Origin of the sequence: Candidatus Thiosymbion oneisti (assembly GCF_900092655.1) — a bacterium.
GTDB lineage: Bacteria > Pseudomonadota > Gammaproteobacteria > Chromatiales > Chromatiaceae > Thiosymbion > Thiosymbion oneisti.
On the sequence record NZ_FLUY01001597.1, the window covers coordinates 1 to 15,498 of the forward strand.

General features: G+C 59.2%; 12 protein-coding genes. 3 read left to right on the top strand and 9 right to left on the bottom strand.

The genetic code is table 11. The annotated features are described in order from the left end of the window. Nucleotides 1-104 precede the first annotated feature (104 nt). Nucleotides 105-896: an abortive infection family protein gene (locus tag BQ17_RS16135; RefSeq protein ID WP_089728787.1), complete on the top strand. Its 792-nt coding sequence runs from the start codon at nt 105-107 to the stop codon at nt 894-896. 181 nt (nt 897-1,077) lie between these two features. Further along, on the top strand, nt 1,078-2,184 hold the full coding sequence (locus BQ17_RS16140) for a glycerol dehydrogenase (protein ID WP_089728790.1): 1,107 nt from the start codon (nt 1,078-1,080) through the stop codon (nt 2,182-2,184). Nucleotides 2,185-2,705: 521 nt separating this feature from the next. Here the strand turns inward: BQ17_RS16140 and BQ17_RS16150 are convergent. The 9 genes from BQ17_RS16150 to BQ17_RS16190 all read right to left on the bottom strand — a co-directional run bounded on the left by BQ17_RS16150 (nt 2,706) and on the right by BQ17_RS16190 (nt 10,710). After that, a complete protein-coding gene (locus tag BQ17_RS16150) occupies nt 2,706-3,518 on the bottom strand; it encodes a tetratricopeptide repeat protein (protein ID WP_089728791.1) in 813 nt (270 codons plus the stop codon). A gap of 388 nt (nt 3,519-3,906) precedes the next feature. Next, nucleotides 3,907-4,317: a type II toxin-antitoxin system VapC family toxin gene (locus tag BQ17_RS16155; RefSeq protein WP_089728793.1), complete on the bottom strand. Its 411-nt coding sequence runs from the start codon at nt 4,315-4,317 to the stop codon at nt 3,907-3,909. Beyond that, nucleotides 4,310-4,525, bottom strand: coding sequence for a hypothetical protein (locus BQ17_RS16160; protein ID WP_089728795.1), 216 nt, complete (start codon nt 4,523-4,525; stop codon nt 4,310-4,312). The genes BQ17_RS16155 and BQ17_RS16160 overlap by 8 nt, the downstream gene beginning before the upstream one ends. A 133-nt stretch (nt 4,526-4,658) precedes the next feature. Then, nucleotides 4,659-5,672 carry a vWA domain-containing protein gene (locus BQ17_RS16165; RefSeq protein WP_089728797.1) on the bottom strand — a complete coding sequence of 338 codons (1,014 nt, stop codon included), beginning with the start codon at nt 5,670-5,672 and terminating at the stop codon, nt 4,659-4,661. Further along, on the bottom strand, nt 5,665-6,705 hold the full coding sequence (locus BQ17_RS16170) for a VWA domain-containing protein (protein ID WP_089728800.1): 1,041 nt from the start codon (nt 6,703-6,705) through the stop codon (nt 5,665-5,667). Before BQ17_RS16170 ends, BQ17_RS16165 begins: the two co-directional genes overlap by 8 nt. Beyond that, a complete protein-coding gene (locus BQ17_RS16175; RefSeq protein ID WP_089728802.1) occupies nt 6,698-7,234 on the bottom strand; it encodes a DUF4381 domain-containing protein in 537 nt (178 codons plus the stop codon). Before BQ17_RS16175 ends, BQ17_RS16170 begins: the two co-directional genes overlap by 8 nt. Next, nucleotides 7,235-8,152 (bottom strand): DUF58 domain-containing protein, encoded by a 918-nt coding sequence (locus BQ17_RS16180; protein WP_089728805.1) that lies wholly within the window; start codon nt 8,150-8,152, stop codon nt 7,235-7,237. A gap of 19 nt (nt 8,153-8,171) precedes the next feature. Further along, a complete protein-coding gene (locus BQ17_RS16185) occupies nt 8,172-9,128 on the bottom strand; it encodes an AAA family ATPase (protein WP_089728806.1) in 957 nt (318 codons plus the stop codon). Nucleotides 9,129-10,344: 1,216 nt separating this feature from the next. After that, the gene (locus BQ17_RS16190; protein WP_141699331.1) at nt 10,345-10,710 is read right to left on the bottom strand and encodes a hypothetical protein; all 366 of its coding nucleotides are present in this window, start codon (nt 10,708-10,710) and stop codon (nt 10,345-10,347) included. A gap of 50 nt (nt 10,711-10,760) precedes the next feature. Here BQ17_RS16190 and BQ17_RS22060 point away from each other — a divergent pair, with 50 nt between their 5' ends. Beyond that, nucleotides 10,761-14,060 (top strand): NACHT domain-containing protein, encoded by a 3,300-nt coding sequence (locus BQ17_RS22060; protein ID WP_176722476.1) that lies wholly within the window; start codon nt 10,761-10,763, stop codon nt 14,058-14,060. Nucleotides 14,061-15,498 lie beyond the last annotated feature (1,438 nt).

Here is a 15,498-nt window from a genome sequence, read left to right on the forward strand (position 1 = left end):
CGCCGCCTATCAAGACGCTGAACGCAGACAAACATCCATTGCCCCCGTCCATGGGGGCAATGGATGTTGCTGGTTAGCTCCCCGTTAGGCTCACGAGGAATCTCATGATTCGGCTGTACCAAGGAAGCGGCTCCAGCGAAATCGAACTGGTTGGGCAATCAACGCCGGATGATGAATGGGTTGGGTTACGCAGAAGCGTCTGCAAACTCCTTCGCGTAAGGAACGCTGATCGAGCAGCGGAAATCCTCGAAACCTACCCTTTCGAAGTCCACGACGGCTCGAACTTCTTTGGCGACGAGTTCTCTGTGCTCTACCTTAGTGCCCCGCTGGATCTCTACGTAGAGCTAGCAGCACACCAGGAGGACGCCGGCACGAAGAAGGAGTATCGGACGATCGCCGAGACCATTTCGGAAGTAGGACCATACATCCGTTTTGTCGCTGTTGATCTCGATACGAAGGCTGAAACAGAATCCGTAGCAACACCCTCACTCGCGGTAACATCGGACACCGTTGAACGCACCCTAGTTGACTGTGAGCAACTCATCCACAGCCGTGGGGCGACAAGCGGCGTTGACCGCATCCACACCGCATTCCATGGCTATCTCCGCGTGGTTTGTACCGACCACTCTCTTACTGTCCCCAAAGACGCTGGAGTGACTCAGCTGTTCAAGGCGATTCGACTTGGGCATCCGAGTTTTGCAGGTACGGGGCCAAGGAAAGAAGATATTGACCGCGTTGTGGGGGCTATGGCTACGATCGTCGACTCTTTGAACCCACTAAGAAACCGAGCAACGCTTGCTCATCCCAATGACGCGGTTTTGGACGAACCCGAAGCTATGCTGGTTATCAACGGCGTCCGTACTCTCCTCCACTATCTCAATCGGAAGACGGAATAACAAGAAAAGGACATCCATTTAATCAAGAAAAGGACATCCATTTTGTTTGTTGCGAAGTCAGAAGCGGGATTGAATGATGGACTCTGCCGAGCCCACGTAGAGGTGGTGAGCGCAGCGAACCGCATCCCCCATAACTTGTCGGCGATAATCGTGGCATCGCGCAACCCATTGGAGAAACGCCATGCTGTCGGTCTTTTGCTCCCCGAGCCGTTACACCCAAGGCAAGAACGCCACTGGCGTCCTCGGCCAAGAAATGGCCGGTCTCGGCTTGGAAGGTCCGGCCCTGATCGTGGCCGGGAAATCTGCCATTCGTCTGTTGACGGACACCTGGAAGACGACGTTGGCCGATGCCAAAATCGAGCATATGGTCTTTCCTTTCGGCGGGGAATGTTCCCTGGCCGAGATTGAGCGAGCCAAAACCATGGCTCGGCAACACAAGGCGCAGGTGATCATCGGCGCTGGCGGCGGCAAGGTACTGGACACGGCCAGGGCAGTGGCCGACGACCTAGCGTTACCGGTCGTCAACTGCCCTACTGTGGCCTCCAGCGATGCCCCGTGCAGTGCCTTGTCGGTGATCTACACGGAAGAAGGCACTTTTCAGGAATATCGGTTCTACCGTAAAAACCCCGACCTGGTACTGGTCGATACTCAGGTCATTGCCCAGGGACCGCCCCGGTTACTAGTGGCCGGAATGGGTGATGCCCTGGCCACCTGGTTCGAGGCCAACACCTGTGTTGCCGGCCACGTCCCCAACATGCGAGGCGGCGCTTCGACCCGTAGTGCCTTGACCCTGGCCAACCTGTGCTACGAGACCTTGCTGGCCGATGGAGCCGAGGCATTGCGTGCCGTCCGGAACCAGGTAGTCACTCCGGCCCTGGAACGACTCGTGGAAGCGAATACCCTCCTTTCGGGTCTGGGTTTCGAGTCGTCGGGTCTGGCAGCAGCTCATGCGGTACATAACGGCTTGACTACAGCCCCCGCGACGCTCGACTATTTTCATGGGGAGAGAGTCGCCTTCGGCTTGCTCGTGCAACTGGTTCTCGAAGGGCAACCTCAATCTGTCCTGAACCAGGTGTTGACTTTTGCTACCGAGGTGGGCCTGCCCACCACCCTGGCAGAGGTTGGGCTAACCCAGCTTCCCAAGGACCTGCTGGAGCGAATCGCCAACCGGGCCACAGCCGAGGGTGAAACGATCCACAACGAGCCTTTCGAGGTGACGCCCGACATGGTCGTCGATGCTATTCGGGCCGCCGATGACCTCGGACAATGCCGGCAAAAGCAGAATTGAAAGCACCGATTCGAATCGACTGATTCGACGATGAATCCGGGCAGCCCGTAGATACTCTGTTCCGATGCAAGTCCAATTTGCCTCCTGATCCACAAAAATTCACCTCCGACCCATAAAGAGGATTAATCAGGAAGCCGTTTCGGTCGGGGTATAGCCCGCGTAGGGCGGGACAGGCCAGGGACGGCCGCATCCCGCCTTTGATTCTGGAGGGATGCGAAAGGCGGGATGCGCTGCGCTTTCCCGCCCTACGGTCCTTTTACCTCACCCCGAGAACGGGTCCTCACCACACAAGAAGGCACGGTGCACGCAGCGGCATACACAGTAATACCAAGGGGTGTCTTCGAGGGAAACGAGCGCTGAGCGGGGAGCGGTCATGGCAGATTCCCTGTGATTTAGTGTTGGGAAAGAGCTTAGCTTAAGGGTGGGAGAGACGCCAAACAAAGTGGGTGTCTTTTTAATTTAGATTCAAGGGCGGTTTGGGTCCGCCGGATGCCTTTGTTAGCCATATCTCTATATTCAGATTAATGCTTAAATTTCTTTTTAAGCTGTTGGATTTTATTTGATAACTCATTCACTTTACGTTGATCACCAGCTTTTTGGAATATTTCCAATAAATTTTCCAATGGCGAAATCAATTCTGGATGATCCGGTCCAAGGGTCGATGTGCGAATAGTAATTGCTCTTTCGATAAGTGGAGCGGCCTCATTGTATCTTGCTAATTTAAGGTAAATGAATGCTAAGTTGTTTAAAAATGTTGCTGTTGCGGGATGCATTTTTCCGTATGATGCTTCGACGATATTTAAGGCTTCTAATTGGACTTTTTCTGCTTCTTCATATTTCCCAGATCTGGTATAAAGAGATGATATATTATTTAGGGTTGTTGCGTAATTTGGGTGTTTTTTTCCAAAAGCACGTTCTTGAATTTTTAGCACTTTTAAAAGTATTTCTTCTGCATCCTTATATCGCCCTTGAGCCTCATACATTGCGGCAAGATTTGATAGTGTTAACGCTATACGAGGGTCATTACTTTCTAAGTATTTTTCATCAATTTTTAGCTCCTTATCTATCCCTAAATCAGTTTTCTGTTTATCTGCCTTTGGCACCTGATTCCGCTTTTCTGACTTTGGCAAACCTTCTTTCACATTTTGAGGTTGAGTGACTATAGTAGTACGCTGCTTTTGGAATGATTTTAGAGATAAAAAATAGTAAATAACTAGAACAAAGGCGAGAAACAAAATTTGAAAAACAACTGCAAAAAAGAAAACTTGAACCCATTTTGGGTATTGAAGTAGCAGTGGAATGAAATTTTTAGATAATTCAAATACTTTTTGCATAATGAGTTACTCTATAATGAATGATTCATTAATTGGAAGGCTAACTACAAGTAGACTTCAAAAGCGACGTAAGAAAATACGTCGAAAGTGAGGTCTAATCTGCTTGCCTATTCGCAAGTGTCTGTATATATTGCCAGTATATAGGACAAACCCGTCAGGTATTGACATGGGAAATATCCCCTCCGCCGGAACGCAGACCAAGCCCCGCCTGCTCGACCAGGTGCGCGCAAACGCGATACTGGTACATGCTCAAGAATCCTCTCCCGGACGGGGAGTGGTCACAGTAGGTTCTCTGTGATTTTAGTGTCGGGAAGGAGCTTGGCTCGGGCTAAGAGAGGTGTCAAACAGCTTGGGGTAGTGGATGTCCCTTCCTCTTCCTTTGTCAGGCTCATGAATCCTCGCGCATTAAAGCCTTGAAACCAGCTTGAACAAAATGGTGATCGAATGTCAACGCTCTATCAATACCTGTCTGCCGCATTACTACAAAGGAAACGCAATCAACCAAACCCCATTCTTTGTCTTGGTAAATTTTGTAATGTTCGAATGCCTGCTTCAGTAGTTGCGGACTCAGATGTATAATTTCCATTTCCTCAGAAACGTAAAATTCTTCAATAACTTCAACCGACTGTTTTTTAAAGTTTCGTGCCAACGCATTACCAATTTCAAGCAGTACGGCATCAGTAGTCAATAATAGATGACCTTCATACTCATCTGCTAATTCCAAAGCACGCTGGTGATACTGATCGCGTTGGTTTACCAACGCAATGACAAATAATGTATCAACAAATATTCTATTCAATTCGCTTTTCTCCGCTTACATAAAGATCGATATTCACGGAGAAATCTTCAGGAGCATCGATTTTGATGTACTTTAATCTTGACATGAAACTGCCTTCTTTGGGAACAGTCTTAGCTTCGACAAAGTTTTTTATGACACTGTAAAGTTCATCCAAATATCTATCATTAACATTATCAATCTCTGATTTGATGAGTTCTTTCGTAGTCATGGCAACGGTATATACTAGTAGCCGAAGAACATCGCGCGAATCAGCACGAATCGATCCGCGTGGATTCGCGTGATTCGTAGTTTTCTTTCGTTGGGGTTTGTTCCTTGCCGCATCATTATGCGATTCGTTTCACTCACCGCATCCTACGCCGCCCGCGGAAGTTGGGCAGCAGCAGGGCGGCCAGGAGCAGCAGTGGCAGGTAGAAGCGCTCGTTCCAGATGCGGGTGCGCTCGTCACTCGCCTCCGGGGGCAGACGGGTGATCGCCGCTGCCTCTAGGATCTCTTGCGTGTCGTCGTCCCGATAGTCCGCTACCTGGTAGATTCCCTGACCGACCTCGGCTAGCTCCTCGAGCAGGGTTTTGTTGAGGGCGGAGAGGACGGGCTGGCCGGTGCGGTCGAGGATCCACCCACCCTGCTGCGCCGGGACCCGTGCGCCTTCCTCGGTACCGATGCCGAGCACATGAAAACGGATGCCCTGCCCCGCCAGCTTTTCGATCCGTGCGGTCAGCCCTGGTTCGTCCAAGTCACCGTCGGAGATGAGTAGGATGGAGCGGGCACTGTCCTCCGGCAGGCTGCCGAGCAGGTTCTCGGCGCGGTCCAGGGCCTGGTGCAGGCGACTGCCCTGGAGCCGGGCGAGGTCCGTGGACAGGGCCGGGAGGGAATTGAGGATGGTGTAGGTATCCTCGGTGATGGGGGAGAGCACATGGGGCACCGAGGCGAAGGCGATCAGCCCGAGGCGTACCTGGCGATTCTGCAGGATCAGGTCCTGGATCTCCTGGCGGGCGCGGCCGAGGCGGCTGGGGGCCACGTCGTCTACCTGCATGGAGCGGGAGATGTCCAGGAGGATCAAGAGGTTATTGCCGGGATGGAAGAGGCGGATGTCTTCGTAGTCCCATCTGGGCCCGGCCATGGCGACGATCAGCAGCGCCCACAGGCCAGACCAGCGGAGGAAACGGCCCCAGCGTTCGGTTGCCTTGAGCGCCCGGGTACCGGTCAGGTGGGGCAGCAGGTGCGGATCGGCATAGCGGTGGATGGGTCCGCGCGCGGCCTTGGCGGAGCTGCGCCATAGCCAGACGGCGACCGGGATCAGGGCCAGCAGGGCCCAGAACCAGCCGGGTTGCTCGAAGTGAAAGCCGGTCTCAGGCACTGGCTACCCTCGTGACGAAGCGCTTGCGCCCCTCCGGGAACAGGCCGAGCCCCAGCAGGGCCAGCAAGGCCAGGGCCAAGGGGATGCGGTACAGGGGCGTGGGCAGGAAGGCGGTACGGGCCTCCGCCTCGGTCTTTTCGAGCTGACTGATCCGGGTGGAGATTTCTTCCAGGGCCCGGGTATCGGTGGCGCGGAAATAGGCCCCACCGCCGATATTGGCGATGCGTTGCAGGGTGTCCTCGTCCATGGTCAGGTCGTCCCGGTACTTGATGACCCCCTCTTCCACGATGGGGATGCGTTCCTGCTTGCTGCCGACGCCGATGACATAGATGCGCACCCCCGCCGCGCGGGCCAGCACGGACGACTCGAGCGGCGCGAAGCCCCCGGCGGAGTTGTCGCCGTCGGCGATCAGGATCATGACCCGGGAGCCTTCGGGGCGCTCACGCAGCTTCTTCACGCCCAGGGCGATGGCATCCCCCAGGGCGGTGCCTTGACCCGCAATGCTGGGCACCACGCCGTCCAACAGCTGGCGCACGGCCAGCCGGTCCACGCTCAAGGGCGAGAGCACGAAGGCCTGGCTGCCGAAGACGATGAGCCCGATGCGGTCCCCTTTACGGGCATCCACGAAGCGGCCCATGACCCCTTTGACCACCTGCATCCGGCTCACCTGCCGACCCTCGACGGTGAAGTCCAGGGCATCCATCGAGTGGGAGGCGTCTACCGCCAGCATCAGGTCATAGCCCGGGGTGCTGACTTGGGTGTGAGGCTCGAGCCATTGGGGACGCATGAGGGCCAGGACCAGGCCGGCCCACAGCAGATACAGCAGGGCCTTGTGCAGCCAGCCGGCCAGCCGGCGCCCTGGTCGACGGACCTGGAAGGCGGATCTAAGCTCCTGCAGGTGGGGATGCAGCAGGGTGGTCCGTTGTCCTTCCAATTCCTCATCCTGAGCGGCGCGACGATCCGGCCACAGGAAGGGCAGTAGCAAGGGGAGCGGCAGGAGAAGACCGACCCAGGGCCAGTGGAACTCAAACATCCGGTTTTCTCCGCGCCTCTTTTTTCCGCTCCTCTACCTCGACCCAATCGTAGGCGGCATCGATGAGCATGAGCAGCTCTTGGGAACGCTTGGGGTCCGCAGGCGGGGCGTAGGGGACCTCCAGCAACGCCTGTCCCCGTCGGGACCAGTCGAAACCGCTGGGGTCATTGCCTTGGAGCCAGGCCAGCCAGTCTTGGCCCGTGAGTCCCGCGCAGGCATCACGCCCCAAGCGGGCCATAGCGATCCGCCGCAGCAGCTCGGAGAGCTCGCCCGCGGTCTGTTTGCTGTCCTGGGTGCCGGCGCGCTGGCGCAGGTCCCGTAGTCGCCGGGCCGCGTCCCAGCGCCAACTGCCGACGGTGAAGAAGGGAACGGGCGGTATCGTCACGCGGAGCTTGGCGCGAAAGCGCCAGATCAGAAAGGCCAGCGCCAGCACCGCCGCCGTCAGGAGCCACCAGCCGAGTCCAGGCGGCCACCAGGGCACGCCCTGGATGCCGTGGATATCGCGCAGCTGCTCTACACCCGGGAACATTCAGACCGCCCGCGACCGTGCCCGGTGCTCCAGGTCATGGATGAGGGTAAGGTGGATCTCCTGGTCGGTGCGGACCGGCAGGAGGATGATATTGAGCCGGTAGGCCATGGCTTGGAGCATCTTCCGCCGCTCTTCCCAGGTCTCGCGATAGATCAGCCGCGCCTGAGGGTCATCGGTGTCGATCTCCATCAGCTGGCCGTCGGTGCCGGTGAAGGTGGTCACGCCCATGGCCGGGATCTCCCAATCCGCCGGGTCGTCCACCGGGATCAGGGCCACCGCGTTGCGTTGAATCAGGGTGCCCAGGACCCGCTCCAGGTCGATGGCCTCTCGGTTGAGATCGGCGATGACGAATACCAGGGATCCGGTCGGCAGGCCGCGGGTAGCCCGCCGCAGGGCGCCGCCCAGGTAGTCGATGGGGGCATCGCCGGCCATCGCCGGTTCGGTGAGGGTGCGCAGGAGTCGCCACAGGGCGCGGCGGCCGCGGGCGGGCCTGAAGTGCTGTAACCCCGCCTCCACGTCACCGAAGACCATGCCACCCACCCGGTCGTTGAGGCGGCTTGCCGCCCACCCGATGAGCGCGGCGGCGCGGGCCGCCTGCACCGATTTGAAGGTACCACGGGTGCCGAAGCCCATGTGGGGACCCCGGTCCACACACAAGACCACGGAGCGCTCGCGCTCCTCGCGGAAGACCTTGAGATGGGGCTCGTTGGTGCGGGCCGTGACCTTCCAGTCCATGTAGCGGATATCGTCGCCCTCGCGGTACTGGCGCACCTCCTCGAAGTTGACGCCGGCGCCCCGGAACACCGAGGCGTAGAGTCCGGCGAAGGTGGAGCTGACCAGGTGGTGCGAGGGCAAGCCCAGGGTATGGGCTTGGTGGCGGAGCTCCAGCAGGTCGTCGAGGCGGGGATAGAGACTCATCGAGTGGGAGGCTTGTCCCTCAGGGAATCGCGACCAGATTGAGCAACCGATTGATGAACTCGTCGGTGGTGATGCCTTCGGCCTCCGCCTCGAAGGTCAGGAGCAACCGGTGGCGCAGGATCTCCGGGGCGACGGCCTGAATGTGGTGCGGGGCGACGAACTGGTCGCCATCCATCCAGGCCCGCGCCCGGGCACAACGGGCCAGGGCGATACTGGCGCGGGGCGAGGCCCCGAACCGACACCAACGGCCAAGATCCGGGTCATAGACCTTGGGATTGCGCGTGGCCTGGATCAGATCGACGATGTAGTTGTTGAGCTTAGGATCCAGATACAGATTGGCCACGTCCCGACGCATCGCGAACAGCTCGGTCTGGGACAGGGGCTTGGACGGTGCTGTATAGCTGGTCCGCTGCTGCTGGAGGTCGAGCTCCAGGATCTTGAGCTCCTCTTCCCGGGTGGGATAGTCCACCACCGCCTCCATCAGGAAGCGGTCGAGCTGGGCCTCCGGCAGGTGGTAGGTCCCTTCCTGCTCCACCGGGTTCTGGGTCGCCAACACTATGAACAGCTTAGGCAAGGGATAGGTGCGCTGGCCCACGGTGATCTGATGCTCGGCCATGGACTCCAGCAGGGCCGATTGCACCTTAGCCGGGGCCCGGTTGACCTCATCAGCGAGCAGCACATTGTGAAACAGGGGGCCGGGACGGAACTCGAACTCACCCTTTTCATGCCGGTAGATGTCGGTGCCGATCAGATCCGACGGCAGCAGATCCGGGGTGAACTGGATGCGGTGAAAATCCCCTTCCACCGCCTCCGCCATGGCCTTGATCGCCGTGGTCTTAGCCAGGCCCGGCATGCCCTCCACCAGGAGATGACCGTCGCTGAGCAGGCAGATGAGCATGCTGTCGACGAAGCGCTGTTGGCCGATGATACGCGCGGCGATGTGATCGCGGACTGGCTTGAGATCTTCGGGGGTCATGCGGTACGACTTCAGCTACCTGGGGCGATTGCCATCAGACAATCGCCCTTTAGATGGATGGGACGGCCATTCCGGTAAGCGCCATCTTCCCTCTGGACGACCGCTCGGAGACGCCAATCCTGACTGCTTTTCGGGTTGAGTGCAACCCCCGGATAAATCGCAACCGAGCGAGCCTGTATAAACCTTGCCCGCAGACACGGCCCTGGCGGGTCGGTTTGAGTCGCCGGTAGGGTGGGCTGTGCCTCAATTCTCGTAGGGAACGCCCGACCCGGCGTTCTGAACCGCCTGCGGAACGACTCTGCGGAATGGCAGGTCGGCCGTTCCCTACAGGAGATTCCATTAACAACCGGAATAGAGAACCACGGATGAACACGGATCGACACGGATGGAAACCAATCCGTGTTGATCCGTATCGATCCGTGGTTCGAGAGGGCTAACGCCGTTGCGGATCCACCGCCGGCGGGATGCGACCGGATTGAACTTATACACATCCGGGCCTTGACATCAGGACGATTGCATGAAACCCCGGCTCGGCCTAGATCGGTCTATTAGAAAATCATTTAAGTCTTTGATTAAGAATGAAAATCAGGGGGCTGATAAAAAAGCGCCAATCCCTCTAATAGCTTGATTTCTCGCCGTGTTCGGCACCCTGCACAGGGATTATTCACAGAGATATCCACAGATTCTGTTGGTAAGTGGAAATCTCTCAATTCCTACAAGCAGCTTGTATCTGTAACCGAAGAAACAAGGTTAACAAATGCTGCCAACTGATTACGATGGGAAGGGTGATAGGGGTTCGCTACCGCGGGCATCCTGACTCCACACCGGGGTGCCGCTGAAGCCCGGCAGAAATCTGTACTCGCCCTCGGCCTCCAGCTGAATATGGCCGCCCGCGCGCCCTGCCGGAATCTTGCCCAAGCTCGGCACGCCCTGGTCGTGACCCTGGGGAAATCCCTGAGTGGTAGTGGTTAATATCTAAGTTGGAACATGACCAACAGCACTGGCCGCTATGCCCCCTCTCCCACCGGGAGAGGGTTGGGGAGAGGGGATCAAAAAGATGAACCTTTAACACTTATTGAATTTGCCACTACCGAAACCTCATTTGGGCAATCCGCCCGACGCGGGCTATATTTTCCTATACTCAATATAGGTCTTTGGGGCTCAAATTGTCCTGCGGCCTCATCGGAACCGGACGAGTCGGTGGGCACAGCCCATCCTACGGGTAATAGGCCCTGTCGGCAGCGGGAAGTCCATCCAGCCAGCGCCGGATATGGCCTGCCAGCACGGGCCTAAGCGGATGCTCGAGCTTCGGATGCTCGGGCGCGAGGGAATTCAGCTTCTTCCGCAGCAAGGCAATGCGGTCGTGCAGGACCGGCATCTCCTCGATCCAGGCGATTGCCTGCTGCAAATCCTCCGCCGCTTTACTCCCGCCCCGGCGACTCCCGTCCCAGTGCCGGGCGGCCTGGGAGAGCGCATCGGCAATCACTTCGGGATGGACCGGGTAATCCGGGCCGGCGCACGAGAGCCGATCCGGTTCGCGGCTCAGTGTCCGTGACAGTTGTTCCCGGCAGAGGCATGGCATATTCTGGTCCCCTGGCTTCCATCCCACCGGCCGGCCCAGGATCAGACAAGATGCCGCCACCGCGCACCCTCGAAACCGTGGTGCAGGAAAACGGGACCGAATTCGAGCGCCTCGTTTCCCTGGTCCTGCGTAGCTCGCTCCTGCAACAACCCGCTGCCGAACTGATCGAAATCGGTAGCGGAGCTTGGCTGGCCGGCACCACCCTGGCCCTGGTTGCAACCCCGTCCTTCGAGCTGGCCAAACAGCTCAGAAGGCCCAAGGGGAAGCGCAAGACGGCCATTGAGCGCGTGATTGCGATCTCGCCTTCAGTTAAAGGAGAGCAATCGGAGCGGTCCTCATTCCAGGATGCCCTGCAACGAATCATCTCTGACTTTAAGATTGAGGAATCGACACCGATCCAATGGGTGGATCGCCAAGCGTTCGAACGCCTGATCCAGCAGATCCCGGCCTTGGCGCTCCGGTATTTCCCCGAACGCATCGATAAGGGCCAGGAACGCTGCCGGCGTATCGACAGCGTCCGTGCCGACTATAACCGGGAGTTCCTCAAGCTCTACGGCAAGATCCGGTTCATCGGCATGTCGGTCTACAAGGAAGAGGCGTCCGGTGGCGTCGACATGGACCGGATCTATATCCCCCTGCGGGTGGTGCCCGAAGGCACCGCCCCGGCGGACGATGCCGTCCGTACCGATCCATTGACCCTGCTCGCCGCCGGCAATCGCCATGTGATCCTGGGCGATCCGGGGTGCGGCAAATCCACCCTGTTGCGCTTCCTGGCCCTGGCCGGCTTCCATCCCCCACTGATGGCGCGCTTCGGCCAGACCGGCGACGGCCGTCTCCCCCTGTTCGTCGTGCTGCGTCAATTCGCGGATGAGCTCAAGGAGCGCCCCGAGCTCGAGCTCGGCGACTACCTCATCGAGACCGCCCAAGGCTATCTCGGCGTGGAAGAATTCGACCGGGAATTCCTCGATTATTATTTGGAGCTGGGAGAGGCCATCCTTCTGTTCGACGGCATCGACGAGCTGCCGGACCCGGAGTTCAAGCGTATCGTGCGGGACAAGATCCGAGCCCTGCTGCGGCGCTACCCCGGCAACACCACCCTGGTAACCTCCCGCATCGTAGGCTATGAAAAGGCGATCCGCTACGAGGGCCTCGGCTTCTCCCACCACCAGGTAGCGCGCCTGACCCGGCCGGACATCGAAGCGTTCGTCCACAACTGGTACCGGGCCCGCATCGACAACCAGCAGGAACGGGCCCACCACGCCAACGACCTGATCCGCATCCTGCATGACCAGGACTCGCGGGCCATCCGCGATCTGGCGGAAAACCCCCTGCTGCTCACCATCATCTGCCTGGTCCATCGCATCGATGCCGTCTTGCCCGACGAACGGGTGGTGCTCTACCAGAAGTGCACCGAGACCCTGCTCAACACCTGGCACGCCTGGAAGTTCAAGCTGGAGCACCAGAAGAGCCGCAACAAGGTGGAACGCCGCAACCGGGCGCGCATGGAGGCCATCGCCCACTGGATGCACGGGGCCATGGGGGACCAGGAAAAGGGCCAGCGGGCGGTGGTCCCCTACCAGGACCTGCTGGGGTTTCTCACCGACTATGTTGCCGAATTCGAGCGGCCCCGCTACGAAGATCCGCGGCAGCTGGCCGCGACCTTCCTGTATTTCGTGCGCGAGCGGGCGGGGCTCCTGATCGAGGCCGGCGACCGCCAGTACAGCTTCGTCCACCTCACCTTTCAGGAATATCTCACCGCCACCTTCCTGCGCAAGAGCGGCGAGGCCGGCGGCATGCCCGTGATCTGGCAGGCGGTGCAGGGGATCATCACCCAGAGCCGCTGGCATGAGGTGCTGCGCCTCTTGATCGGCTCCCTGGAGCGGGCCGAGTCCCAGCATTTCCTGCTGGAACAGATCCGCACGGACGACAGGGATGAAGATGCGACCCGCCGCGCCCTGCTGCTCGGCGGCTGCCTCCTGGACGGGGTGGATGCGGCCGAAGAGCTGGAAGAAGAGATCCTGGCAGAATGGCTCCATGCAGTCACGACCACGCGCGACGAAACCGATCTCGGCGAGCTGACGCAGCAGATATCGGCCTGGTTGGAGCGCGCCCCGGCCAATAAGGAGCTATTGCAGCAACTGGCGAAGCGCATCGGGCTTTCCCCGGCGATTGCCCTGTGGCTCGCCAATCTGGGCTGGACCCGGCAGGAAATCGCCGATTTGGGCCAGATCACCTGGGAATCCGAGACCGGGTCGGGGCTCTTCCGGCATGTCTTGGCCCCCTCTCCTGCCCAGGTGCTTCCCACGCCGGTCTCCCGGTCCTTCGATGCCGAGCGAATGGTGATGGCACTCTTGTCACCAGCGTCCAATTTCTACGCCGTCCTGTTTGGCGCCATGCTTGTGCCGCGGAACGAGGACTGTTTTCCAGGCATTAGGGATCTGCTGGGTGCCTTCCACCTTGGTTGGCCATTTTCCGACTATGTTCGTCACTCGCTCCTGCTGGGGATTGGGTTGAGGGACAAGGATGCCGCCTTCGAGACAACCGATCGAGACCCCACAAGGCTCGAAACAATTTTGCTGCGGGCCCTGAATCGGACTCGGGAGCGGGCTCGGGTTCTAGATATGGCTCTGGCTCTGGCTCTGGCTCTGGCTCTAGGTCTGGATGTGGATGTGCTTCGGATTCCGGAGGTAGATAGGGGGGATGAAGCTCTAGATATGGCCCTGAATCTGGTTCAGATGCAGGCTCGGGCTCGGGCTCTGGCTCGGGCTCTGGATCTGGATCTGGATCTGGATCTGGATTGGGCTGTGGATCGGGCTGTGGATCGGGCGCGGGAGGTGGTCTCTGAGGGTAATCGATTATCTGAAGCCGCAAGGGCATTCTGCCAAGAGCTGATCGGCGATACCGAGCGCCGGTCGCTGCTGCTCAATCCCTTCTGCGATCTGCTGCGCTTAGAGCCCAAGGCCCACTGGAAGATGCTGCTCGCCCGGCGTCATCTACCCCGGATCGGGCACGCCATCACTCTGGTGGATCCGGCATTCTGGCAGGCGACCGAAGCGGCCATTGCCGCCGGCGAACCCTCACCGGCCCAGTGCGAGAATGCTGCCTGCCTGCTGCTGCTCGACAGCTGGCTGTGGCTCTATGGTGGCTACGAGACCCCGGAGGAAACCCTGTTCCCGAAGCTGGTCGAACAGAGCCGCCCGCTCGATCACCCGGCCCTCCGCGTCGCCCATCTGCTGCGGGATCTGGCCTACGGCGATGCGAGCCGGGTGGAGGAACTTGAAGCACTAGTCAAATCCTCGGACCCGGCCTATCACAGGCTCTTTGTGGATGCCTGTTGGATCGATGGGTAGGCTGGGTTGAGGAACGAAACCCGGCACAGACGGCTCACTCATTTGGAGTGCGGCGGCAGTCGGCTACCTCGGTCGTAACCGGAACCTTAGGGTGCTCGCTGTTACCAAAATCCTGTCGGCATGGCACAGACCCGCCGCCGCTTTGGATTAAAACAAAGCGCCGTCGCCGCGGTGCCTGGGGAATGCGACACCCCTGATCCCTGGTGGTCAAGTTTCGCTGGGTGCGTCCCGACGAGTAGCCGGGGCTTAAGAAACCTCCGTGGAATGACCGGACCTTAGAGGACACCGAGAAGGGCACAGGCCAATTCTCTGCCTTCTCGGTGTCCTCTGTGGTTCAAAATCAAGAAGGATGCACCCGCGTAGGCCCGCTGCGGGCGCGAGAAGGCTTGCCGAGGGTTTAGAGAAACCCGCCGAAAGCACAAGAAAACTATCGGCGATTCGGGAGGGCCTACCGCGGGTCCGGTAACGCCCGCCGGAGGTTCGGAAACACCTGCCGCGGGTTCGGGAAAACCCGTCGGAGATGTGGGAAAACCGCTAAAGGCTCGGGAAGGCTTGCCGAGGGTTTAGAAAAACCCGCCAAAAGCGCAAGAAAACTATCGGCGATTCGGGAGGGCCTGCCGCGGGTCCGGTAACGCCAGCCGGAGGTTCGGTAATACCTGCCGCGGGCTCGGGAAGGCCCGTCGGAGGCGCGGGAAAACCGCTAAAGGCTCGGGAAGGCTTGCTGAGGGTTTAGAAAAACCCGACGAAAGTATAAGAAAACTATTGGCGATTCGGGAGGGCCTGCCGCGGGTCCGGTAACACCAACCGGAGGTTCGGTAACACCTGCCGAGGATTCGGAAAAGCCCGTCGGAGATGCGGGAAGGCCTGCCGAGGCTTGCCAAAGCCTGCCGGAAGCCGGGACAATCCGCCGCTGCACCGCGACCGGCCCGCCTATTGCTCGTTCCCACGCTCCAGCGTGGGAATGCAGTCTTGACCGCTCCAGCGGTCCACTGGGTCCCCCTCGGAGGTCATGCCCGGCGGTTAGGGGGCGTTCTCAATTGAACTGGGTCATCGCAAAAACCAAGAATGACAAGCGCGCAGCGCAGGCGTCTCGCCTGCATCCGTGGGCGAGACGCCCGCGTTCCGGCCGGCGGGACGCCTGCGCTACATGGAGTTGGCTTAAGAGACGCCGGAGCGTCAGGCTTTGCTCCCACGCTGGAGCCTGGGAGCCAGAAGAACAACCTCTTGCCGGCAAATCCTGGCCGGCAGGATGCCGGCGTTCCCAGCGCCGCGGCGGGATGCACCACGCTTTTCCGCCCTTGCTCGTTCCCACGCTCCAGCGTGGGAATGCAGTCTTGACCGCTCCAGCGGTCCACTGGGTCTCCCTACAAAAATAAAGAATCTTGTTAATCCTGAAAATCCTGTGAATCCTGTCCGATTGGAACTTTGCAATGAGCGT